This window comes from Gemmata palustris, from assembly GCF_017939745.1.
In the GTDB taxonomy this organism is placed as follows: domain Bacteria; phylum Planctomycetota; class Planctomycetia; order Gemmatales; family Gemmataceae; genus Gemmata; species Gemmata palustris.
This window is the reverse complement of record NZ_JAGKQQ010000002.1, coordinates 224,853-247,410: the sequence shown is the minus strand read 5'-3', so window position 1 is coordinate 247,410 and position 22,558 is coordinate 224,853. Positions and strand designations below refer to the sequence as shown.

At 67.1% G+C, this 22,558-nt stretch carries 14 protein-coding genes; 7 read left to right on the top strand and 7 right to left on the bottom strand.

Going from position 1 to position 22,558, the window contains the following annotated elements; all coding sequences use genetic code 11:
* Nucleotides 1–75: 75 nt before the first annotated feature.
* Nucleotides 76–1,434, top strand: coding sequence for an IS4 family transposase (locus J8F10_RS35490; RefSeq protein ID WP_210660113.1), 1,359 nt, complete (start codon nt 76–78; stop codon nt 1,432–1,434).
* A gap of 86 nt (nt 1,435–1,520) precedes the next feature.
* On the opposite strand, the gene J8F10_RS35485 is transcribed toward J8F10_RS35490, so the two are convergent.
* From J8F10_RS35485 to J8F10_RS35455, 7 genes are all read right to left on the bottom strand, one after another.
* Nucleotides 1,521–4,493, bottom strand: coding sequence for a sigma-70 family RNA polymerase sigma factor (locus tag J8F10_RS35485; protein ID WP_210662725.1), 2,973 nt, complete (start codon nt 4,491–4,493; stop codon nt 1,521–1,523).
* Between the two features lie 255 nt (nt 4,494–4,748).
* Nucleotides 4,749–6,665 carry an adenylate/guanylate cyclase domain-containing protein gene (locus tag J8F10_RS35480; RefSeq protein ID WP_210662723.1) on the bottom strand — a complete coding sequence of 639 codons (1,917 nt, stop codon included), beginning with the start codon at nt 6,663–6,665 and terminating at the stop codon, nt 4,749–4,751.
* Nucleotides 6,658–9,150, bottom strand: a complete 2,493-nt coding sequence (locus J8F10_RS35475; RefSeq protein ID WP_210662721.1) for a serine/threonine-protein kinase — start codon at nt 9,148–9,150, stop codon at nt 6,658–6,660. The genes J8F10_RS35480 and J8F10_RS35475 overlap by 8 nt, the downstream gene beginning before the upstream one ends.
* Nucleotides 9,151–9,257: 107 nt before the next feature.
* On the bottom strand, nt 9,258–10,712 hold the full coding sequence (locus tag J8F10_RS35470; RefSeq protein WP_210662719.1) for a leucyl aminopeptidase: 1,455 nt from the start codon (nt 10,710–10,712) through the stop codon (nt 9,258–9,260).
* A 112-nt stretch (nt 10,713–10,824) separates the two neighbouring features.
* Nucleotides 10,825–11,973 (bottom strand): hypothetical protein, encoded by a 1,149-nt coding sequence (locus J8F10_RS35465; protein ID WP_210662717.1) that lies wholly within the window; start codon nt 11,971–11,973, stop codon nt 10,825–10,827.
* Between the two features lie 190 nt (nt 11,974–12,163).
* Complete coding sequence (locus tag J8F10_RS35460) at nt 12,164–13,369, bottom strand: hypothetical protein (protein WP_210662715.1); 1,206 nt, start codon at nt 13,367–13,369, stop codon at nt 12,164–12,166.
* A 120-nt stretch (nt 13,370–13,489) separates the two neighbouring features.
* Entirely contained in the window at nt 13,490–14,038 is a 549-nt protein-coding gene (locus J8F10_RS35455; RefSeq protein WP_210662713.1) for an HD domain-containing protein, read from the bottom strand.
* Nucleotides 14,039–14,217: 179 nt separating this feature from the next.
* Between J8F10_RS35455 and J8F10_RS35450 the strand changes: the two genes are divergently transcribed.
* From J8F10_RS35450 to J8F10_RS35425, 6 genes are all read left to right on the top strand, one after another.
* Nucleotides 14,218–14,682: a hypothetical protein gene (locus J8F10_RS35450; protein WP_210662710.1), complete on the top strand. Its 465-nt coding sequence runs from the start codon at nt 14,218–14,220 to the stop codon at nt 14,680–14,682.
* A gap of 212 nt (nt 14,683–14,894) precedes the next feature.
* Entirely contained in the window at nt 14,895–15,734 is an 840-nt protein-coding gene (locus J8F10_RS35445) for a hypothetical protein (protein WP_210662708.1), read from the top strand.
* A 39-nt stretch (nt 15,735–15,773) separates the two neighbouring features.
* Nucleotides 15,774–16,160, top strand: coding sequence for a hypothetical protein (locus J8F10_RS35440; RefSeq protein WP_210662706.1), 387 nt, complete (start codon nt 15,774–15,776; stop codon nt 16,158–16,160).
* Nucleotides 16,161–16,255: 95 nt separating this feature from the next.
* The gene (locus tag J8F10_RS35435; RefSeq protein ID WP_210662704.1) at nt 16,256–16,756 is read left to right on the top strand and encodes a hypothetical protein; all 501 of its coding nucleotides are present in this window, start codon (nt 16,256–16,258) and stop codon (nt 16,754–16,756) included.
* A gap of 14 nt (nt 16,757–16,770) precedes the next feature.
* Nucleotides 16,771–19,092: an efflux RND transporter periplasmic adaptor subunit gene (locus J8F10_RS35430; protein WP_210662702.1), complete on the top strand. Its 2,322-nt coding sequence runs from the start codon at nt 16,771–16,773 to the stop codon at nt 19,090–19,092.
* A 15-nt stretch (nt 19,093–19,107) separates the two neighbouring features.
* Nucleotides 19,108–22,515 carry an efflux RND transporter permease subunit gene (locus J8F10_RS35425; protein ID WP_210662700.1) on the top strand — a complete coding sequence of 1,136 codons (3,408 nt, stop codon included), beginning with the start codon at nt 19,108–19,110 and terminating at the stop codon, nt 22,513–22,515.
* Nucleotides 22,516–22,558 lie beyond the last annotated feature (43 nt).

Genomic DNA, 22,558 nt, shown 5'->3' with positions numbered 1-22,558 from the left:
GGTGGAGTCACATTGTTGGGGTTGACAAGTGGTTGTTTGGAATGGGTAATCGTTTGCACCCGAGGAGGGGTCGCGATGAATCCGTTACCGAAATCGTTCGGGGCTCAGGAGTTCGGTGATGTGGAGCTGGGGGACGTGCGGCGCACGCGCCGGCTCGTGGCCCTCGCCGATGCGTGCGCGTGCGCTCCGGGCCACGCGCTCCCGGACAAGTTCCACGACCCGAGCGGTTACCAGGGTGCGTTGCGCCTGCTCCGGAGTCCGCACGTCACGCACGCGGCCGTGCTCGCCCCGCACCAGGCGCGCACCCTGGACCGGGCCGAGGCCCACACGGGCACGGTACTCATCGTTCACGACACCACGGACCTGGACTTCTCCGGGCACCGGACCCTGGCCCCACAACTCGGACCCATCGGTAACGGGGGCGGGCGCGGGCTCCTGTGCCACAACAGCCTCGCGGTCGACTCCGGGACCGGGGAGATCCTGGGCCTGGTGGCCCAACAGCTCCACGTGCGCGTGCCCGTGGGGAAGAACGAGTCCCGGGGCACCAAGCGCGCGCGGGCGACCCGGGAGAGCCGCCTGTGGACCCGGGCCCTCGACGAGATCGGGCCGGCCCCGGGCGCGAACCGGTGGGTCCACGTGGCGGACCGGGGGGCCGATGCGTTCGAGTTCGTGTCCCGGTTGGCGCGCACCGGTGAGCGGTTCGTGGTGCGCGCCCAACACGACCGGTCCTTGGGCCCGGGGGCCAAGCTGTTCGCTACGGCACGGGCCACGCCCCCGGTGGGCGCGTGGGAGCTCGAGTTGCCCCCCACCCGAGCCCGCGCGGGGTGCCGAGCGCAGGTGCGCGCGAGCCTCACGACGGTGACCGTGCCCCCGCCCCACAACCGCAAGGGCGAGTACCCGGCGCTCCCGATCCGGGTCCACGTGGTGCGCGTGTGGGAGCCGGACCCGGGGGCCGGGGCGGACCCCGTGGAGTGGTTGCTGTTGACCTCGGAACCGGTGACGGACGTGCCCGGGTTGCGCCGGGTCGCGCACTGGTACCGAACCCGGTGGGTGATCGAGGAGTACCACAAGGGCCTGAAGACGGGCGCGGGGATCGAGCGCTTGCAGCTCGATCCCCGCGGGGCCCTGGACCCGGCGATCGGGGTGCTCAGCGTGGTCGCGGTGGCCCTGGTGAACCTGCGCCAACTGGCTTCGGGTTCGGGCGGTGCGGACCGACCGGCACACGAGGTGGTCCCGGGGCGCTGGGTCGAGGTGCTCAGCACGTGGCGCTATAAGGCCCCGCGCGCGTTGAGCGCCGAGGCGTTCGTGCAGGCCCTGGCCCGGTTGGGTGGGTGGATCCCGCGCAAGCAACCACCCGGGTGGCTCGTCCTCTGGCGCGGATGGACGAGGCTACACGCCTTCCTCGAATTCGAGGCCGCAATACCAAAGATGTGACCAACTGGAAGGTGTTAACGAGCGGGTGGGGCCTCACACCTGCCCACTTCCACACACTAAACAGTTCCCAATCGCAGCCGCCCGAATCAGCGCGGCGGGGTCGCGGCGGGGCCATTCGCCCCGGGTTCCCTCATGGGCACTTCGCCATCGAGTCTCCACACGCTCAGTTTGATACCGGAATCACCTTCATCGAGCGTCGCAACCAAGTGCCGACCGTTCGGCGTTACTTCGATGCGGGACGGCAGTCCGGCCGGCAGTGCGAGCTGATGGGCGATCGCGCCGGTCGTCGTGTCCCAGAGATTGATGCGGTGCGGAACGGCGATCTCTTTCGCGAAGGTGATGTTGTCGCACCCGATCAGCACCCGGCCGCTCTGGGTGTAGACCATCTGCGGGACGTTCATGGACCGCTTCGTGCCGTTGTCGAGTTTTTGCACGACCTTCCGCGTGTCCAGGTCACGAATCTGAATGTTCTCGTGCGGCGCCGGCCCTTCCGCGAGGAACTTGCCGTCCGGCGAGAACGTCAGCGCCCCGACGCACCGCCCGAGGTCGATCCGCTCGTGCTTTTCGTCCTCCCACCGCCACAGCACCAGTTCGTTGCGGTCGGAGATCGCGAGGAGCTTGCCGTCCGGTGAGAACTGGGTCGCATCGATCCGCGTGTGTTTGAACGGGGCCGTCTTCAGCAGTTTCGACGTAACGCTGTCCCAGAGCTCGATCTTCTTCTCGCGCACGACCGCGACGACTTTCCCACCCGAGGCGACGTTCAACAGCGCCTCGCACGACAGGATCGTTTGGTGCTTCCATGTCCTCATGTCCCTGACGCTGACATCGCAGGTACGGGCCGGCGGGGGCGCCAATTTCGGATCGACCGGTGCGTACTGTTCCATCGCCAACCAATTCTGGTCTGCGGACAGCAGCATTTTTCCGATGGAGAAGTTACCCAATCCGAGGCGGGACTGGATTCCCCCGTCCGTGACGCGGATGAGGTCGATCGCTCCCTCCTTGGCCGCGGGCATCAGGAGCGTGTTATTGTAGAGGACGACGAAATTCGCGGAGCTGCCCTTGGGCAACTGCTTGGTGTACAAGTGCTTGGGCACGAGCTGGGCCTTGGGCTCGGCCGCAAGTTCCCACACGCGGACCTTGCCGCTGAGTTCGCCGAGTCGGTTGAGCCAGGCTTTGTTAATCGCGCACCCGGCGAGCCTCTTCCCGTCGGGCGAGAACGTCAAACTCGCGTAGCTCTCGGCGGCGCGGAAATCACTCAGATCGGTGTGGATCGGCTTCATTCCGCGTAGCGGTTTTGTACCCTCCCACGCGAAGAGTTCGCCCTGCTTGCCGAGAACGTAGGCGGCCGTGAACTTCGCATCCGAACTGACCGCGAGGGCCGCGACGCGCCCGCCGAGTTCTACGCGGCCCGTTTCTTTCATCGATTTTGCGTCCCAGACGATCACGCGGCCGTCGGCGTCGCCGGTCACGGCCGTACCGCCGTCCTTCGCCCACGCCGCGGAAACGACGGGCGCGGCGTGGCCCTCGAGAATGCGGTTGCCGGGGCTGCCCTTGGATTGGTCGCCGCAAACGTAGGCCCACAGCACGTTCTTCCCCTTCGCGTCGCGCGGCCCGGTCATGATCGCGGAACGGCCCTTCGGGTCGACCGCCAGCGGCACCGCCGAGGGGTCCGGTTTCGCGTCCTTCGCGGCGGTCGTCGTCTCGATCGTGCCGACGGTGTCGGTCAATTTGCCCTCGGCCCACGTTTTGATGATGTACCCGTGGGCGTTGCCGAACACGATCTTCGAGGTGCTGAATCGGGGGACATCGTTGAGGATTTGGACGTCCGGGAAGACACCGATGTTGAGGGGAGAACTACCCTTCTGCTCGATAGACTCGATGATCTTGCCGTCTTTCGCGTTCAGCACTTTTATTCCGTCGGTAAACGCGGCGTACACCCGTTGTTGTCCCGCCGAGAACGCGACCGCGGCGTGCGATCCCCCGACTTTGGCCTTCCAGAGCCATTGGGGGTCGTCGCCGGTAAATATCAGGGGCATCACCTCGCCATTCGTGTCGCCGGTGAGCAGTATCTTCCCGTCCGCGGAAAATTCCACCGACACGGGTAAACTGCCCGGGTAATCGACCGTGAAATTCTCCTTCCAAATCGTCCCCGCCTTCACCGCGTCGGGCGGCGCAGCGGCTTTGGGGCGCGCGGCCGGCTTGTCGTCGGGGTCCGCGGACCCGCCGGCGCGGATCAGGCTTCCTCCGGCGACCGCGAGCGCGACCGCGACGAGGCCCGCGAGGGCGTAACGTTTCAGGGCACCGACTTTGAGTGAACGCATGACGCTCTCCGCCAAAGTTTTTGCCGTTACGGAACCGTGTACCTGACCGAGTGAAAACGCGACCGCGTGGCGCGCCGTTTCCGACACGAGCGGCGCGGGAACCGACGCAGTGGCCCGGGTCGCAATAAGAGCCGCCAGCGCCCCGGCACCGAGTGTGACGCCCCGGCGATTCAACCGCGCTGCCAGCTCTTCGTGCGCTTTCGCCAGGCGCTTCGTGATCGTGCCCTTCGCCAACCCCAACGACTCCGCGGCCCGCGCGTGCGACCACCCGCCGAGATCGCAGAGCAGCACCGCCTCGCGCAGCGGGAGCGGCATTCGCGCGAGTTCCTCGTCGATGACGGCCCAGAAATCGTGTTGGGGTTCTGCCGGGTCCACCCGTTCGGGCTTGGCCGCTGACATTTCGCGCAACCTCCGCTGAACGATTTGACCCCGGAGCTTTTTCGCGACCCGCAGGGCCACGCCGTGGAGCCACGGGCCGATGCCGCGGTCCAATTTCAACGCGGGCGCCCGGCGCGCGAGGACGAAGAACACCGCTTGGAAGGCGTCATCGGCCTCGGCCCGGTTCCCGAGTACGCGCTGACACGTTCCGTAGACGAGGGGGCCGTGGTGTCGAACGAGAGTTGCGAACGCCTCTTCGTCACGCTCGGTCAGAAAGCGCGTGAGAAGACTCGAATCCGGGTCGGTGACGGGCACCCCCGCCCGGCGGTCGAGGACTTGCACGAGTGCGGCATTCGACATCGATTGGCTCACACGCTGAGGGCTCGCCGGGCGTCACTGATGAGTAACTGCCTTCAAAGTGCGCATCGCTCCCCGAAAAATGGCGGTGAGCACAAAAATGCACAGGGCGGAAGCACCGTGCGTTCGGTTTCCGCCTGCGTTACAAAAGGGAGCCTCTCCAGGGCGAAGACCAGAATCCTCAGTGCCTTTCCGCCCCGGCGGGGCCGGCGTTTGTAGCACAGGGCGGGAGCCCTGTGCGTTCTTGTGTGTTTGGCTTTACTCTTCCGCACGCGGGGTGAACGCCCCGTCCCAGTCGGCCGGCTTCCGGCCGTTGTGCCGTTTCATGTGGCGCACGAAACATTTCGCGGCTGGGTCGTCGGCGAACAGGCCGTCCAGGTCGTCGTTTGCTTCGGCCCACGCGCCCCGCACGAACTTCTCGACCGCTGCGGACCAGAGCGCGAGGTTGGCCTCGTAGGTGTCGCTCGTGACCCACGACTCGGCGCTCGTTACGGGGCTGATCGGCGAGAGCTCGTGGGCCGTCAGTGGTTTCTTCATCCCGCGCGGGCGGACCGTACCGAGCCCGCGCAGCCGCCAGCGCCGGTTCATCGGGTCGGCGGTTTGCAGCTTCGCCGCGACCTCGCCGCTCACCACGATCCCCACGCCGTAGGCCTTCGTCATCTCTTCCAGACGGAACGCGAGGTTCACCACCGGGCCGTAGAGGTCGACCACCGCCAGATCGTGCGCGCCCAGGCGCCCGGCCAGCGCCCGCCCGTGGGTAATGCCGAGCCCGCACCGGCGCTGCACCATGCGCCCCGAGAGGCGCTCGTAGATGCGCAGCGCGGCCTCGGCCGCGCGCTCGATCTGATCGGGGTGCTTTTCCGGCCAGCCCCAGAACCCGAGCACCGCGTCGCCGCGGAACCCGGCCACGACGCCGCCCTTCTCGGTCACCGCGCCGCTCATCGTGTCGAGGGCCGATTGCACCTCGCGCCACGCACTCGACAGGCTCTCGCCGTGCTCCTCCGCGAACCCGCTGAACCCCCGGAGGTCGCAGAACAGCACGGTCACGTCCTGTTCCTGCGGGGTCTTGAGCAGCGCCTCCAGTTTTTCGGGGTCGTCCAGATACTTGCGGAGGTTACTGGGCCACGCCTCCTTCGTGACCGCGACCTGCCGCGCCAGTCGGAGCGTCCGGCGCGTCGATTCGAGCAACCCCACCAGGATCTCGATGAACTTCTGGTACTCGGTGAGGTAGGCCGCGTCGGGTTTGGGTTCGAGCGGGTTCCGGTTGGTGAGCCGCCCGCTCACATACAGTGCGTGCTGGGAGCCGTCCTGGAACGGGGTGCAGATGGCCCACGGGGTCGCCCCTTGTTGGTGCAACACCCCCAGCGTGAGGTTGTGGTCCGAGCTCCCACCCTGGGTGAAGTCGGACGGGTCCGTGGACCAGACGTGCAGGCAGCTCTTCCGCTGCTGGCACACGACCCGGCGCACCAGTTTGCGCGACGGCACGAACTCCCCAACGGCACCGACGTTCGGGTTGCGGACGTTCTGTTCGATGACCGTGACGCGCAAGTCCCCGATCGGGCAGTCCGGCGGAATCCGCACGATCGCGGCGGCGTCCGCCTTCGGTAGTGCGGCGACGGCGACCTTGAGCATCTGCTTGAACAGCGCGGGTTCGCTCGCGACCACCTTCAGGTACGCGGGGAGCTGCTCCAGCGCCTTGAGAAGCATTCCCGGGTTGGTGAACGTGACGTTTTCTAGCTCGGCCCGGCTGCGCTCCTCCTGGCGCTGCACGATGGTCGCGTCCAACGGGGCGTCCGGGTCCGCGTCGGAGTCGCCGCGCAGGGTGAACCGGGTCTGGCCGATGACGAACCACTCGCCCGGCCCCACCTCGCACCGCTCGACCGGCTTGTTGCGGAACCAGATCTGGTTGCCGGGCTTGTTCGGGTAGTCGGGCAGAATGACCCCGCGCCGCGCGACCACGAGGGCCGCTCCGGTCCACTCCAGGGTCGCGTGGAACCGCGAGATCATGCGGTCCTCGGGCACGGCCCAGTCGCACTCCTTCGATTCGCTGCCGAGCTTGAGGACCCGGTTCTCGGGCAGCGTGTAGCGCCAACTGTACTGGCCCGGGACGGACATCACGCTGGACCCGGTGGCCGCGCTCGGTTCGATGCGGGTCAGTGCTTCCAGGTCAGCCATGAGACGCGAACTCCAATCGGCGAAGAACTCGGACGAGCCAGCCCCAGAGCACGAGCGCGAGAAGGACCAGCGCGCCGCCCGCGCCCGCGCCGATGGCCACCAACTTGCGCTCCAGGTCCGTGAGGGGCGCGAGCGCGAGGCGCTTGTCGACCTGGGCGACGAGCACCCACTTGCGCGGGTGCCCGGGTTCGGTGGTCGGGTCGTCCTCCCCGTAACGGCTTTGTGCGTAGGGGTTGAACCGCGTGAAGCAGGCGATTTCCGGGTCCGTGTTCGCCTCGGCGTCGGCGCGCTCGGCCTCGACGAAGTCGATGTAGTCCGCGCTCTCGGCGAACCCGTACCGACGCCCCGTGCCCGCCGCGGGTGCGGGGACGCGGTCCCACGGGCACGTCTGATCGGCGCTCGCGCCGTGGGTACGGGCCAGGGCCCGGTAGTTGTGCGGGAGCCCGTCGGGGCGGTCCTCGATCAACCGCTGCTTGCAGTCCGGGTGCCACACCCACTGGTCGCGGTGGTCGATGAGTACCACCTTCACCCGGCGCCCGATCCCCAAACGCTGGCTCCCCGTAGCGCCGAGGTCGGCCGGTTCGAGAAGGGGGGCCAGGTCGCGCTCGAGATTCAACCCGAGAATCAGTAACCCCACGACGCGCCGACGGGCCTCGGTGTTGTCCCAGATCGGGGTGGCGACGTCGACCTTCCACGGGCGCGTGAGCACCTGACCGTCCGCGGTCCGATCGTCGCCGGTCGAGCGGTACGGTTCGCTGATGTGAGTCGCGCGGACCGGGGCGTGCGGTTGGCCGATTTCGTCCGTCTGGTGGCCGCGTGCGTGGAAGTAGTCGCGGTACGAAAAATCGTGGGTGAACACGGCGGGCGTGTCCGCGTTCCGGTGGGTCTCGATTTTTCCGTCCGGGTGCGCGCGAACGAGGAAGTACCCGCGGGACCGACCGGGGGTGCCCGAATCGGCAACCAGAACCAGCCTCAGCGGGACCGCGCTGTCCCCGCGCCGCAGCCGGGCGAGCCGGTCCTCCTGGGTGACCGTCAACCACTTTTGGCACGTCTCGAAGTCGGCGGGGGCCGCTGTGCCCGGGTTCCAGGTCGGGCCGTGAGTTCCGCGCCCCAAACGGTCGAGGGCCGCGGCAACGGCGGGCGGGCGCTCGAACGCGATCCGTTCCGCTTGCGCGATGTGGCGCTGGAGCCGGTCCTCGATGGCCGGGGCGCCGTACCCGGCCGTTCGCGCGAGACTGCTGCTCACCTCGGCCGTCACATCGCCCTTCATCCGGTCGGTTTCGGCGTTCGCCAGTGCGATACCGACACCTGCTATCAACCCGATCACCAGCAGCGTCGCGGCGGCCGCTAGTGCTAATACGGGCCGCGTTCGGCGCCAGCGCGCCCGGGCGTCGAGCAGCGCGACCAGCGCGCCGGCGTCGCGGGGCCGGGTGTCCGGGTTGAGGCTCAGGCACCGGTCGATGATCCGGCCGAGTTGCCGGTCCACGAGTTTGTGGTGCGCGCTCGGGCGCGGGGCCGCGAACACGCCCTCGCGGTACACCGCCATCTTCGCGGGGAGCTGTTTGGGCGCCTTTTTGATCTTCTCGGCCAGCTCGGGGCTGCGGCGCGGGGGCGAACCGGTGAGCAGCTCGTGGGCCACCGCGCCGAGTGCGTACACGTCCCAGCGCGTGTCGGGCGGGGTGCTGACTTGCGCCGCATCAATCTGATCCGGCGGCATGTAGAAGAAGGTGCCCAGCGCGGGCGTGTCGTCGGTGGCGAGGTGCCCCTGCCCGAAGTCCGCGACCAGCGGTTCCGGTTCCGCGCCGGGTTCCGGGCTGTGCAAGAGGATGTTTTGCGGTTTCAGATCGCAGTGGTGAATCCCGCGCCGGTGAACGGCCGCCATCGCGCGCGCGACGCGGGTGAAGAACCCGGTGGCGAGGCGCGCCCGTTCGCGGGGCGGGAACGCGCCGGCGGTTTTGATCCACTCGGCGAGCGACCCGCCGTTCGCGAGCTGCATGACGTACAGCGGGCGCCGACCGTCCCCGCCGGGGCGCACCTGCTTCACGATCACGATCCCGCGGCACCCCTCGACGGCCTGGAGCAGCCCGACCTCGCTGAGCAGCTTTTCCCAGTCCGAAGCGCCCGCGGTGAAGAACTTGATCGCGACGCGCTCGTTGGTGAGCCGGTCCACGGCCTCCCATACCGTGCCGAACGAGCCGGAGCCGAGCTTGCGGACCAGGGCGTACCCGTCGGCGATGTCGCCGCCGTCCGTCTGGAGGCGCTCGATCTCGCGATCGAGTTCGTGAAAAGCTTGGCCCGACGGCCCCGAGCCGGACGAGCCGTGTGCGCCCGACAGCGGCTGGACCCAAACCGGGGGCTTGTCCTGCACGACCGTGCCGTCGGGGGCCGGTTCGTGGACCGCGACCTCAGCGCCCCGGTTGCCGCGCGAGGTTTCGGGCGTGCCGTCCGCGCGCGTGCTGGTCGGATCGGGGCCGTCGGAAGGCATTTCAGGCTCGGGTGGCGGTATTCGCTGCGAAAAGGGCCACCCGTTTTCTAGCCCGTCGATTGACGAGATGCAACCAATTGGAGGGGAAGCTCTCGCACCCGCCGGAGTTACACCGGCGCGGTCGCTTCAAATCCGCGCGCCATTTCGACGATCGCGCGGACCATGCAGCCGGTTCCGCCGGCGTCGAGGGCGGCGGAATCGCCCTCCGCGAACGAGGGGCCGGCGATATCGAGGTGGACCCACTTCGCGTCGCCGACGAACTGTTCTAAAAACTTCCCGCCCGCGATGGCCCCGGCCCAGCGCCCGCCGCCGGTGTTCCTCATGTCCGCGACCTTGCTCTTGATGAGGCCGTCGTAGCTCGAATCCATCGGCAGCTTCCACGCCCGCTCGCCCGCTCGTGTCACCGCGGCGAGGATCTGATCGGCCCACCCGTCGTTGTTCGCCATGAGGCCCGAGGTCTCGGTGCCGAGCGCCACCATGCACGCCCCGGTAAGCGTGGCGAAATCGACCAGGAACTTCGTCTGCTCCGAGGCGAAGCACAGCGCGTCCGCGAGAATGAGCCGCCCCTCGGCGTCCGTGTTCAGCACTTCGATGGTCTTGCCGTTGCGAGCGGTCAGCACGTCGCCGAGCTTCATCGCGGTTCCGCTCGGCATGTTTTCGACGAGCGCGAGCACCCCGACCACGTTCACGGGCAGCTTCAGTTCCGCGATCGCCTGCACGCCCGCGAGCACCGCGGCGGCCCCGGCCATGTCGCACTTCATGTCCACCATGCCGTCGCTCGGCTTGAGCGACAGCCCGCCGCTGTCGAACGTGACGCCCTTTCCGACCAACCCCAGCACCGGCGCCCCAGGCTTACCGGCGAACCGCAGAATCGCCAACCGCGCGGGGCGGTGGGAGCCCTCCGCGACGCCGAGGAGCGAGCCCATGCGCTCGGCCGCGAGGCGCGATTCGTCCCACACTTCCACATCGAAGCCGGCCGCGCGTCCCGAATCGGCCGCGACGGTCGCGAACGTCTCGGGGTAGAGTTCGCGCGGCGGGGCGTTCACGAGCTCGCGCGCGAGCCATAGCGCCCGTGCCTCCGCGCGCACGCGGGGCATGTCGGTCCCGTTCCCGCCGACCAATAGAAGCGATTCCGGTGCGAACCGCGTGGGCGCGGCCTTACGAATCCCCGGCCCTTGAACGCCCTGTGCGAGACCGACCCCGGCCGCGAGCGTGAATTCCGGCGCCGGCACCACGAACGCGACCGCCCCGGTCTTCTTCGTGGTGATGTGCCGGGCGGCGGCGGCGGCCGCGTCGTGTAGCGTCGCGCGCTTCGCGTCCGCACGATTGCCCAATCCAACGAAGAGCAAGCGCTTCGCCGCGACGCCGGTGGGGGTCAGCACGGGTACCAGTTCGAGGGGCTTCGCGCCGAAGTCGCCGCGCTCGCGCAACTTTTCGAGGACGGCGCCCGCCGGTCCGCTGTACGACTGGTCGGCCCACACGCCGACCGCGAGCCAGTCCGCGGGGACGCTCTCGGGCGATTCGGAGGACGTGTTGAATTGGGTCTTCGGGAGGTTAATCACGGGTTGGGCCAGGTTGGTAACGGAGTGTGGGCCGCTCGATCCGCGAGCGGCCTACGTTAAAGCTATAAATTGCTGCTGGGATGACTGGTTTCGCGACCCGGTGATGTGCGGCCTATTTCTTCGGTGCCGGCTCGTACAGCTTCAGCATTTCCTCGACCGCGGCGACCAGTTTCGGGTCGGTCTGCTTCACGGAAGCGACGAACTTCTTGGCGTCTTCGTTGGGGCAGCTCAGCGCGTAGCGAACGATCCCGCGCCGGACGATGGGCGCGGAGTGCGTGGGCTTGGCGAACTGTGCGAACACGTCCGCGCTCAAGTCCCACCACCCCCACCGGCGCAGGTCTTCGATCGCTTGGTCGGCGAAATCGCCGTCCGGCAGAAGCGCGGCACAGCACTTCAAAACCTCGGCCTTGCAATCGTTGCCGCGCGTGGCCTGGAGGAACCGCACCGTGCCGAGGGTGGAGAGCCGCACCGAGTACGACTGGTTGGTGTCGGCGAGTGTTGAGGTCGTGAACGGCCAGCCGTTCTTGCCGTCGAGCAGCACGTAGCCCGCGAGCAACCCGCCGAACGCCTCGCGCACGCGCTCCGGCGCCGGGGACTGCTTCAACAGCTTTTCGAGGAACGCGGCGTCATCGCGACCGCCACTGGCACCCAACAGGAACGCGAACACCCCCAGCCGTTCGGCCGGCACGTTTTCGTCCGCGATGAGCTTCCGCAGCACGCCCGGATCGAAGTGTTTGGCGGCTTTCACAATGTCCGAATCGCTCGCGCGGGCGAACTCCACGAACGCATCGGCCGCGACGACCGCGTCCGCCGATCCGAGGTGCTTGAAGAAGTAGCCGAGGCGGGCGGGCGCATCGGTCGCATCGAGCTTCACCGCGCCCTTCAGGTACCCCACCACGGCGGCCGATGCAGGCGCCCCGCCAGTTACGGCGAGTTTGCCGTCGGACACGCCACAAAACACGAGATATTCGGGCGGCGTGTCACCGACGACCGGCAAATAACTCCGCAGAACGATGACGTTCTGGTTCCCACGGGCCGGGTCGTCCTTCAGCGCCGTGCCGATGTTCAGATCGGTGAAACCCTCGTCCGTTTTCGGGTCGATGCGCGGGTTCTTGAGTTGCCCGTGTAGTACGGCTTTTGCCTGGGCGTACTGCACACGCAGAGTGGGTCGCGTGCGCACGTTCTCGCCACAGAAGGTACACGCGGGCGCGGGCGGGACCGCGAGTAAGAGTGCGGCAACAGCGACGAGGACGCGGAGCATGTGAACTCCCGAAACGACGAACGGCGATCGGGAAGAACCCGACCGCCGTTCATACACCGAGAAACGCTGACAGCGGAAGGGGAAATTGCGCCGGGCAACCCGCCAGGGGTTGCGCTGCGCTCCACCCCTGGCTACTATCGGTCGCCCCATCCGGGGCTCAAAATCAAGCGCCCGTGTGCCCGGATCGCGTTCACTTCTTCGGCGGTTCCGGCGCCTTCGGGGCCACCTTGACTTCGTCCTTCAGCAGGTCCTCGACCAGTTTCACGCGCTCGGGGTTGTCCTTGCGCGCTTTCTCGACGTGCGCGGCGGCCGCGGCGTTCTTCGGGTCGGCCCAACTCGCGGCCAGTGCGAATTTCAGGATGGCCCGGTTGTTGATCGGCAACGTGTTGTGCGTTTCCTTGTCCGCCAGCTTCAGCACCGCGGGGCTCATCTCCCACGCCTTCCACTTGCGCAGGTCGTCAATGGGCATGTCCGCGAGGTCCGGGTGGTCGAGGAGGACGCCCATGCCGTCGAGCACCTGTTGGCGCGTCAGCACGTCCGAGCGGTACTCCCAGAAGAACCGCAGCGCCTTCAACCCCGAGTGCTTGACGAGGAACTCCTTGTCCTTGTCCGCGATCAGCTTCGTCAGGTACTCGTACCCGTTCTTTTTGTCGAGCAGGATGTAGCCCATCAGCAGCCCGTCCAGCCCGCTGCTGAACTTGTTCTCGGGCGCGTCCATCAGCGCGCGAATTTCCTTCGCGTACTCGGGCTTCCCGGAGTGGCCGACGAGCAGACCGTACAGCCCCAGGCGCGAGGCCCGCGTGTTCGGGTCTTTGAGCCACTTTAGGAGCGTCTCGGGCGGGAGCTTCGGCGCCAGTTCCGACACTTCCTGGTAGGTCGCGACCGCGAACTCGTTGTAAGCGTCGCCGCTGATCTCGATTTCGTTCGATTCGAGGTAGTCGAAGAAGTACCGGAGCCGGGTCGCGGTGTCCTTCTGCTTCACGGCCAGCGCGCCCTTCACGTATTCGGGCAACTTGCTGTCGGTGCCCACCACCACACCGCGGTACGGGTCCACGTCACCGTTCACGACGTTGAAGAACACCATGTACTTGAACGGCTTCGGGTCCGGCGGAACGAACCGCGGGATCGTGAACACCTTCTTGTCCTTCACCAGCGCGTGCTCCTTCACGATGGAGTCGATGGTGATGTCGGTGGTGCCCTTCGTGGACCCCGGGTCTTTCGGATCGGGCTTCGCGTTGCCGAGCGTGCCGTAGAGGATGAAGTCGGCCTGCGCGACTTCCATCGTGAGTGTCTGGCCGGAGGGCGGACCGCACCCCGGGCACGCGCTCACCGGTGGCGTGAACGAAAGGCACACGACCGCCGCCAGCGCGGTCGGGACCAAGCAGCGAAGTAACATGGGGGTCTCCGAAGACGGTTTCTCAACCGCGCCGGCATGGGTGCGGGCAAGAAGCACACCGACATTATTCCGATTCCGCGCGTCCGGCCAAAGCTGCAATCCCGCAAGCGAACAAGAATATCACGGCGTTAGACTGCGTTCGAGTTCTGCGAGCCGTTGCTCGACCAGCGCGAGCGCGGGCCGGATCGGGTCCGGTAGCGGTTGGCGAATGGCGTCGAGGTAGAACCGCGTTTTGGCCGCGGTCTTTCGGCGCCCGCCCGGGGAGAGGTGCTTGGAATCGCTGAGGTTATCGTACATATCGGCGAGCTTGAGCGCCTTCACTTGCCACTCGGCCGCGGCAAGTTCCTTCGCGTAGACAGCTTCGCGCTCGTCGTGCGGGAGGCGCATATCTTTGGTGAGCGCGGCGACCCACCGGGCGACGTCCGCGCCGAACTGCTCGATGATGTCGTCACAGTCGATCGTGGTGTCTTCGATGGTGTCGTGCAGCAGCGCCGCGGCGAGCATTTTGGGGTCGTCGAAGCCGAACGTGTGCCGCACCACAAGACATACGCGGAACACGTGACTGACGTAGGGCGTCTGGTTGTCCTTGCGCTTCTGGTGCTGGTGCGCCCGCGCCGCGAGCGCGGCCGCTTCAAACGGCATGTCGGCAAGAGGAATCGTAGTTGACATGAGGGGATTGTAGCAGAAGGAAACACCGGGTTTCTGCGCGTTCTGTATGACATTCGCGGGCCAACACCCGGGCGTGCGACCACGCGGCGAACCCGATTGGGATGGACTTGTGCCTTGACGCGGTCGATAATATTACTGTGGTTGATACGGACACATTACGGTTTGGGGGCGGTGGCAAGATGTTGCGTCGGGCGCTGATGTACTGCCTGATTTTCGCCGTAGCGGTGGGGCCGTTGCTCTGCTGCTGCTCGGCGGGGAAGGCCTCAGCGTTTTCGCAATCAACAGCATGGCCCGACCGTGTTTCTGTTGAATCACCGTCTTCGTGCTGCGCGCACAAACAGATTCCTACTACGCCGGACCATACGAAAAAGTCGGCCCCACAGAAGCCCACTACGCCCTCGGAAAAGTGCCCCTGCAAGGACGGTTCGAGCCAGTCCCAGACGGTCCAAACGGAATCCGCCTCGGGCGACGTTACGACCTTCCTCCGACTGCTCGCGCTCGACGCGGACCCGCTGTTCGACGCGCTCACCGCGGGCGAAGTCGCCGCCTTATTACCCGAGACTTCGCGCGAGCGGTGCGGGACCGACCACTCACGATTGACCACGGCCGATCTCCTCTACGCGCACCACAACCTCCGCTGCTAATCCACTTCACGTCGCGCGACCGCGCCTGGTAACGGGCGTGGCGACCAGCCCGTGTTTCGCCCCGCTTCAAGCGGCGTGACGAGCCCAAACATTTATCTTCGTTCGTTGCTGCGGCGAACCGCGGGAACGAATCGCATCCCATTTTTCACACGCACGCTGTGCCAATGGTTCGGGTGACATCACCCACGAACCGGCCCAGCGGGAGAATAGCCATGTTCCGTAAATGGGTTTTGTTTGGTGGCTTCTTTGCCGCGACCGCGGTTCTCGTCGGCTGCAACAACAGTCCGCCACCCACCGAAAAACCCACAGAAACGAAAGCGGCGCCCACCAAGCCCGACGAGGCACACGGGCACAAGCCGGGCGCGCACGGCGGCACCCTCATCTCGCTCGGGGCGGACAGCTATCACGCCGAAGCCGTGTTCGCCAAAAACGGTGCGGTGAGGTTGTACACGCTGGGTAAGGACGAGGCCCGGATTCAGGAGATCGAGGTGCAAGAGCTGGCCGGGTACGTCACCGTCGCCGGCTCGACCGACGGTGCTACGGAGATGAAGTTCGCGGCCGAACCGCAGAAGGGTGATTCGGCCGGGAAGACGTCGCTGTTCGTGGGCCAGTTGCCGGAGGCCCTCGTGGGGAAGACGGTTCGCGTCACGATCAACAACATTCGGATCGGTTCCGAGCGGTTCCGAATCGCATTTTCAAATGAGAACGCGGCCCACGACGCGGACCCGATGCCGGAGGGCGCTAACGGCGAGGACGCAAAGGCCCTCCACCTGACGCCGGGCGGGAAGTACACGGCAGCCGATATCAAGGCGAACGGGAACACGTCCCCGGCCGCGAAGTTCAAGGGCATCAAGTCCGACCACAACGCCAAGCCGAAGCCGGGCGACAAGACCTGCCCGATCTCGATGACCCTGGCGAACTCGAAGTTCACCTGGGTGGTCGGCGGGAAGACCTACGAGTTTTGCTGCGTGCCGTGCATCGACGAGTTCGTGCAGCTCGCGAAGACCAAACCGAACGAGATCAAAGATCCGTCCGAGTACGTTAAGAAGTAACTCGCTCACTACTCACCACCCCAACCACGGAGAACGCCAATGTTCGTGAACACTTACACCCTTACTCGGGCGGCCGCCGTCGCGGTCTTCGCGCTCGCACTTGCTGGTTGCGGGGAGCGCACCGCGCAGAACGCGACCGCACCCAAACCCGATGTGCCCGGCAATGAGGCGCCCGCGGACGAAATCGCCGCGGAGCGGGCCAAGCTCAGCCCGGAGGACCGAGCCCTGGTGGAAGCACAAGAGTGGTGCGTCATCTCGAGCGACGAGCGGCTCGGGTCGATGGGCGCCCCAATCAAACTGACGATCAAGGGGCAACCGGTGTTCGTGTGCTGCAAGGGGTGCGTGCGCAAGGCCGAAGCGAACCCGGATGCGACACTGACCAAGGTAGCGGACCTGAAGGCCAAAGCGAAGCCGAAAGCCCCGTGAATGTGACTCCTATACCAAGGTGGGAAGGCCGCACCGCACCCGGTTAGTGGGTTTACTCGGGTACGGGCGGCCCGGTCCGAACGAACGGGGGAGTCATGAAACGTTTCATCGCATGCACCGTGATCGCGCTCGCCGGGTGCGGAACACCTCCCGCATCGCCCCCGGCCGTGCCCCCGAAGGAAGAGCACGGGGAACACACCCACGAGCGAGACAAACTGCTCATCGCGGACGCCGGGCCGTATCACGCGCTGCTGACCGCACACCTGTCGAAGACCGGGCACGAGTTGGACGTGTTCTTCGAGACGGCGGATGCCGCCGCGAGCCCGGTCGCGATCCCAATCGGGTCGTTCACCGCGGAGGTCCAGATCCGCGCCGGAGAGGGCGGAGTCAAGAAGGTCGAGTTCAAACCCGCGCCGCTAAACGAGCGCCCCGCGGGGGAAGGTTCGGACCGCTGTTCGCACTTCGTCGCGGCGGTCCCGTGGATCGACCCGGACGTGCCGCTGCGGGTCACGTTCGAGTTCACGGTAGACGGGAAAAAAGTGTCGGCCCGCTGGAACGACTTTGTTCCCCGTAAGTACGCCCACCACCAGGACTGATCGGGAGGCTCATCGTGTCAACCACCCGAGTAACCAGAGCCCACCGCCGCGCCGCGCTACTTGCGGTGGGGGGCGTGCTCACGATCGGGGCCGCGGTGCTGCTGGCCCACGAGGGGCACGCGCCGCTGCCCACGCGCGGCGCGCAGGTGGACGCGGAGAAGGGCACCCTCGTGCTCACCGCCGATGCGCGAGCGGCCATTGATGTCGATACTGCACCCGTCGAGTTGTTGCCGATCGAAGAGCGAGTGTCGGCCTACGCTTCGCTCGTCGCGCCGTGGTCGAACCACGGCTTCGCTACGGCCCGGGTGCCGGGTCGGGTCGTCCGCGTGGCGGTGACACCCGGTCAAACGGTTGCGGCCGGGGCGACTGTTGCCGAGATCGAGAGCCTGGAAATTGATGCCCTGCAACTCGACGTACTCGCGGCCCGCAACGACATCGCGCTGGCCGAAAAGCAGGTCGCGGAACTGATCAAGTCGGCCGAGGCCGGGGCCGTGGCGGGACAGTTGGTGATTGATGCGCAAACGCGCTTGGCGCGGAACCGCAATGCACTCGCCCTCGCCCGGAGCAAGTGGCTCGGGTTGGGCCTGTCCGTCGCACAACTCGACGAAGTGATCCGGCGCAGCGCCGCACTTCCCGGCTTGGCTCTGCCGGTCACCGCTCCCGTGTCCGGGACCGTTGTCCGCGCGGACGCGACAACCGGAAAGGTGGTCGAACCGGCCGAGCAACTGGCCGAGGTGATGGACCTTTCGACCGTCTGGGTTCGGATCGAGGTTTTGGAGAAGGACTTACGCCGCGTGGCGATCGGGCAGTTGGTCGAACTGCACCTAGCCGCGTACCCGGGCGAACTCGTCCGCACAACAGTGCGAATTAAGAGCGAGTACCTCGACCCGACAACGAACGTGTCCACGGTCTGGGCGGAACTCAGTAACCCGAGCGGGTCCGAGCCGCGCTTCCGGCCGGGCATGTCTGGCCAGGTGCAACTCGTCGTGTCGAACGCGGCGCCGGCCGCGCCCGCATTGGCGGCGGTCACCGGCGGAATGGGCGCTTCGGCTCCGGGGGGCACACGCGCCCCGGGCCGCCCGACGGTCCCGAGCGCCGCAGTGCTCCGCGAAGGGGTGGAGCGGTTCGTTCTGGTCGAAGAGGCGAACGCGGCCGAGTCGTCGGAGTACCGCAAGGTGCCGGTGGTGGTCGGGCGAACGGCCGGCGAGCGGGTCGAGATCGTTGGCGGCGGGGTCTTCCCCGGCGACCGCGTGGTTACGCGCGGCGGGCACGAACTTGCGCCGTTCTTTACACCCACGGTGCTGCGCCCGAGCCCCGAGGCGGTGCGGACCATCGGGTTAACCGTGGAACCGGCGCGCTTCGTTGCACTCGATGAGGTGCTGGCACTGGAGGGCACCGTCGATGTGCCCCCCGCGCGCCGCGGATTCGCCGCGTCCCAACTCGCCGGCACCGTTCACTCGATCCGGGCGGATCGCGGGCGGGCCGTAACTGCGGGCGAGGTGCTGGCCGAAGTGTTCAGCCCGGAACTCCTGGTTCTTCAGCAGGAATTGCTCCGGGTTCACCTGGAAACGGCTCTCGCGGCCGACCGGCTCGACCGCTTGCGGGACGCGGGGGCCGGAGTCGCGGTGACGCGCGTGTGGGAACTGGAGAGCCAACTTAACAGCCTGAAGAACCAGTCAGACACGTTCCGCCGCAAACTCCTCACAGTGGGCCTGCTCCCGGTGCAAATCGATCAGGTTCTCGCCGACAAGCGCCTCATCGGGTTCGCTCCGATCCGTGCCCCGTTCGCCGGGATCGTGGTGAACTTCGACAAGGTGTTGGGGCAGGCCGTGGCCGCGCACGAGTCGGTGTTCGAGCTTCGAGACCCGAGCGCCCGTGCCCCGGTCCGTGCGTTCGTGCCCGAGCGCGACGCGGGGCGCATTCGACCCGGTCAGGTCGTGCGGGTCCGACTGGTCGCCGACCCGGACTTCGTGGGCGCGGCTCTCGTCGCGCGCAGCGGGCGCACGTTCGGCGCGGAGAACCGCACCCAGTCCGTTTGGGTCGAACTCGATGCGGACCCGGCCCACCCGCTGTTGCACGGCCAGCTCGCCGGGCTCGTGGTCGTACTCGGGCGCCGGGCGCCGGCGCTCGCCGTTCCGCGGTCCGCGGTCGTGACGGACGGGACCGCATCATATGTGTTCGTGCGCAAACCGGACGGGACGTTCGACCGGCGCTCCGTTGAGACCGGACCGGCCGACGACCGGCTCGTGACGATCACGCGCGGGCTGACCGAGGGCGAGCCGGTCGCGGCCACGGGCGCGCACGAGCTGATGACGGCGTTTTCGTCACTGCGATAAATGGGAGGCGGATTCGTGCTCGATCGCGTGATCGCGTTCTCGCTCCAGAACCGGGCGCTCGTACTGATCGCCGCCCTCGCGGTCGTCGTCGCGGGCGCGTACCAGCTCGCGCGCACGCCCGTGGACGTGTTCCCGGACCTGAACCGCCCGACGGTCACCATTCTGACCGAGGCGCCGGGGCTGGCCCCCGAAGAGGTCGAAGCGCTCGTGACCCGGCCGCTGGAGTACGCCCTGAACGGCGCGACCGGGGTGAAGCGGGTCCGGTCCGCGTCGGGCATCGGGCTGTCGGTCGTTTGGGTCGAGTTCGATTGGGGTACCGATGTGTACCAGGACCGGCAGGTCGTGTCGGAGCGGCTCCAACTCGTCCGTAGTCGGCTCCCGCAAGACGCCAACCCGGTGATGGCCCCGATCTCGTCCATCATGGGCGAGGTGATGCTCATCGGCTTGCGCCCCGCGGACCCGGCGCAAACGCCCGAAGAGGATCTGAAGCGCGGGATGGAACTGCGGACGTTCGGGGAGTTCACCGTTCGCAACCGGCTGCTGGCGATCGACGGCGTGTCGCAGGTCACGGTGATGGGCGGGCACCTGAAGCAGTATCAGGTGGTGACGACCCCCGCGCGGCTCGCGGCGCAGAAGGTCACGCTCCAACAACTGACCGACGCGGCGGAAAAAGCTTACGTCCTGGCGGGCGGCGGGGTAATGGAACGCGGCCCGCGCGAGTCGCTCATCCGCATCAGCGGGCAGGCGCTGACCCCGGAACAGATCGAGGAAACGCCGATCGTCTGGCGCGACGGGCGCGCGATCCGCATCCGGGACGTCGCGGACGTGCGGTTCGCCGGGCCGGTTCGCCGCGGCGCGGGCAGCACCCGTGTGAAAGAGGGGGACGCGGTCGCGGGCGGCGCATCGGTCATCGTGACGGTGCAGAAACAACCCGGGGCCAACACCCTCGATCTGACCCCGAAATTGGACCGGGCACTGGAAGAACTGCAGCGCGACGCCCCGGCCGGCACGATCGTGGAGCGCCGGGTGTTTCGGCAAGCCGACTTCATCCAGACCGCGATCGACAACGTGGTGGAGGCGATCCGCGACGGAACGGTGTGGGTGTTCGTCGTGCTGCTCCTGTTCCTGGCGAGCATCCGCACCTCCGTTATCACAATGACGGCGATCCCGCTCTCGATTATGGTGACGGTGTTGGTGTTCAGTTACTTCGGGATCACCATTAACACGATGACGCTCGGCGGAATCGCGGTGGCGGTCGGTGAGTTGGTCGATGACGCGATCGTGGACGTGGAGAACATCTTTCGCCGGCTGCGCGAGAACCGGCAGAAGCCGGTCCCGGACCCGCCACTGAAGGTGATCTTCCGGGCGTCGAGCGAGGTCCGCAACTCGATCGTCTACGCCACGCTGATCGTGTGCCTCGTCGTGATGCCGCTGTTCGCACTGTCGGGGCTGGAGGGGCGGATGTTCGCGCCGCTCGGCCTCGCGTACCTCGTCGCGCTCCTCGCGTCGCTGGTCGTGTCGCTCACCGTCACGCCGGTACTCGCGTCCCTTTTACTCGGGCGCGCGAAATCCCTGGCGCACCCGCGCGATCCGCTCTTGCTCCGCGCGCTCAAGTGGCTCGATGCCCGCGTGCTGCGGTTCACTCTGCGGCACCCGCGCCCGATTCTGGGGGCCGCGATTCTGCTGTCTGCGGCTTCACTCTTTGCCGTGTTCGGAATGGGGAGTGAGTTCCTTCCACCGTTCAACGAGGGCACGGTCACGGTGAACCTCCAGCTCCCGCCGGGCACCAGTCTGGCCGAGAGCGGGCGCGTCGCGGAACGGACCGAGCACGCGCTGCTGCAAATCCCCGAGGTCGTGTCGGTGTCGCGGCGCACCGGGCGCGCGGAGCAGGACGAACACGCGGAGGGCGTGAACACGTCCGAACTCGACGTCCGGCTGACCCCGCACGAGCACCCGAAGCCGGGCGCCGGGTACGCGCTGCTGCGTGCGGTCCCGGGGTTGCACAAGTACGGCGTTGAGAGATCCGGTCGGCCGCACGAACAGGTGCTCTCCGACATCCGCGACCGCGTGAGCGGCATCCCGAACGTGAACGCGAACGTGGGTCAGCCGATCAGCCACCGACTCGACCACGTCATGTCCGGGGTGCGTGCTCAGGTCGCGGTCAAAGTGTTCGGCCCGGACCTTCAGGAATTGCGGAACGCGGCGCAGGAGATTCGCGACGCGATGAGCGCGGTTCCCGGGGTGGTGGACCTCCAGGTCGAACCGCAGGTGGAAATTTCGCAGGTGCGGCTCCGCGTCAAGGTGGCGGAGGCGGCCCGGTACGGGCTCGCGCCCGGCGACGTCGCCCGACTGCTCGAGACCGCCTACAAGGGCCGCGTCGTCGCGACCGTGCTGGACGCGGAGAAATACTTCAGCCTGGTCGTGTGGTACGACGAGACCGCGCGGAACTCACCCACCGTGATCGGTCAAACGGTTCTCGACACGCCGGCCGGCAAGCGCGTCGCGCTGGATCAAGTTGCGGACGTACTGGACACGACCGGCCCGAACACACTCAATCACGAGAACGTGGCTCGCAGAATCGTGGTGTCGTGCAACGTGCAGGGGCGCAGCCTGGGAACCGTAGTCGCGGACATCAAGCGGGCCATTCGTCCCGCCGAAGAGAAGCTCAGGGCGCAGGGCGCGGAGTACCGGATCGAAGATGACGGCCAGTACCGCGCCCAGCAGGAAGCGAACGGCCGGCTCCTCGCGCTGGGGGCGCTCGCCGTGGTCGGCGTGTTCCTGCTCCTGTGCCGGTGCCTGGGTTCGTGGCGGGCCGCACTCATGGTGCTCGGCATCAACGTTCCGCTCGCCGGTCTGGGTGCGGTCGCTGCGCTCCTCATCATCAACCGCCCGGACCCGGTCGCACTGCACGGGGTGCCGTGGTGGAAGTGGCCGCACGTGTGGTCACAGGCCACAACGCTCTCGGTCGCGCACTGGGTGGGGTTCATCACGCTCATCGGGATCGTGAGTCGCAACGGAATCATGATGATCGCCCATTACATTCACCTGATGCGCGAAGAGGGCGAACCGTTCGGAGAAGCGATGATCGTGCGCGGCAGTCTGGAGCGACTGGCGCCCGTTCTGATGACCGCGGGCGTCGCGGTGATCGGGCTCGTTCCGCTCGCGCTCGGGGGCGGGCAACCGGGCAAGGAGATCCTCCACCCGCTCGCGGTGGTCGTGATCGGCGGGTTGCTCACTTCGACGCTCATGGACCAGATCGTGACGCCGGCCGTGTTCCTGCTGTTCGGGCGAAGGGTCTACGTCCCGCCCCCGGCGCCCACCGCCGGCGCGCCCGCGCAGGATTGGGACGATGCGTGGTTGACCGAACTCCGGGAACCCGCCCCACCACCAAACGGTGTCCCGCACGCGACGTCTGCGAAATAAAGACAGAAGACCGAATGGCCACAAAAAAGCACAAAGGGCACAA

Bases quoted from the DNA above. Each gene is read 5' to 3' on its own strand.
- J8F10_RS35490 (WP_210660113.1), top strand. From the start codon at position 76: ATGAATCCGTTACCGAAATCGTTCGGGGCTCAGGAGTTCGGTGATGTG.
- J8F10_RS35485 (WP_210662725.1), bottom strand. From the start codon at position 4,493: ATGTCGAATGCCGCACTCGTGCAAGTCCTCGACCGCCGGGCGGGGGTG.
- J8F10_RS35480 (WP_210662723.1), bottom strand. From the start codon at position 6,665: ATGGCTGACCTGGAAGCACTGACCCGCATCGAACCGAGCGCGGCCACC.
- J8F10_RS35475 (WP_210662721.1), bottom strand. From the start codon at position 9,150: ATGCCTTCCGACGGCCCCGATCCGACCAGCACGCGCGCGGACGGCACG.
- J8F10_RS35465 (WP_210662717.1), bottom strand. From the start codon at position 11,973: ATGCTCCGCGTCCTCGTCGCTGTTGCCGCACTCTTACTCGCGGTCCCG.
- J8F10_RS35460 (WP_210662715.1), bottom strand. From the start codon at position 13,369: ATGTTACTTCGCTGCTTGGTCCCGACCGCGCTGGCGGCGGTCGTGTGC.
- J8F10_RS35455 (WP_210662713.1), bottom strand. From the start codon at position 14,038: ATGTCAACTACGATTCCTCTTGCCGACATGCCGTTTGAAGCGGCCGCG.
- J8F10_RS35450 (WP_210662710.1), top strand. From the start codon at position 14,218: ATGTTGCGTCGGGCGCTGATGTACTGCCTGATTTTCGCCGTAGCGGTG.
- J8F10_RS35445 (WP_210662708.1), top strand. From the start codon at position 14,895: ATGTTCCGTAAATGGGTTTTGTTTGGTGGCTTCTTTGCCGCGACCGCG.
- J8F10_RS35440 (WP_210662706.1), top strand. From the start codon at position 15,774: ATGTTCGTGAACACTTACACCCTTACTCGGGCGGCCGCCGTCGCGGTC.
- J8F10_RS35435 (WP_210662704.1), top strand. From the start codon at position 16,256: ATGAAACGTTTCATCGCATGCACCGTGATCGCGCTCGCCGGGTGCGGA.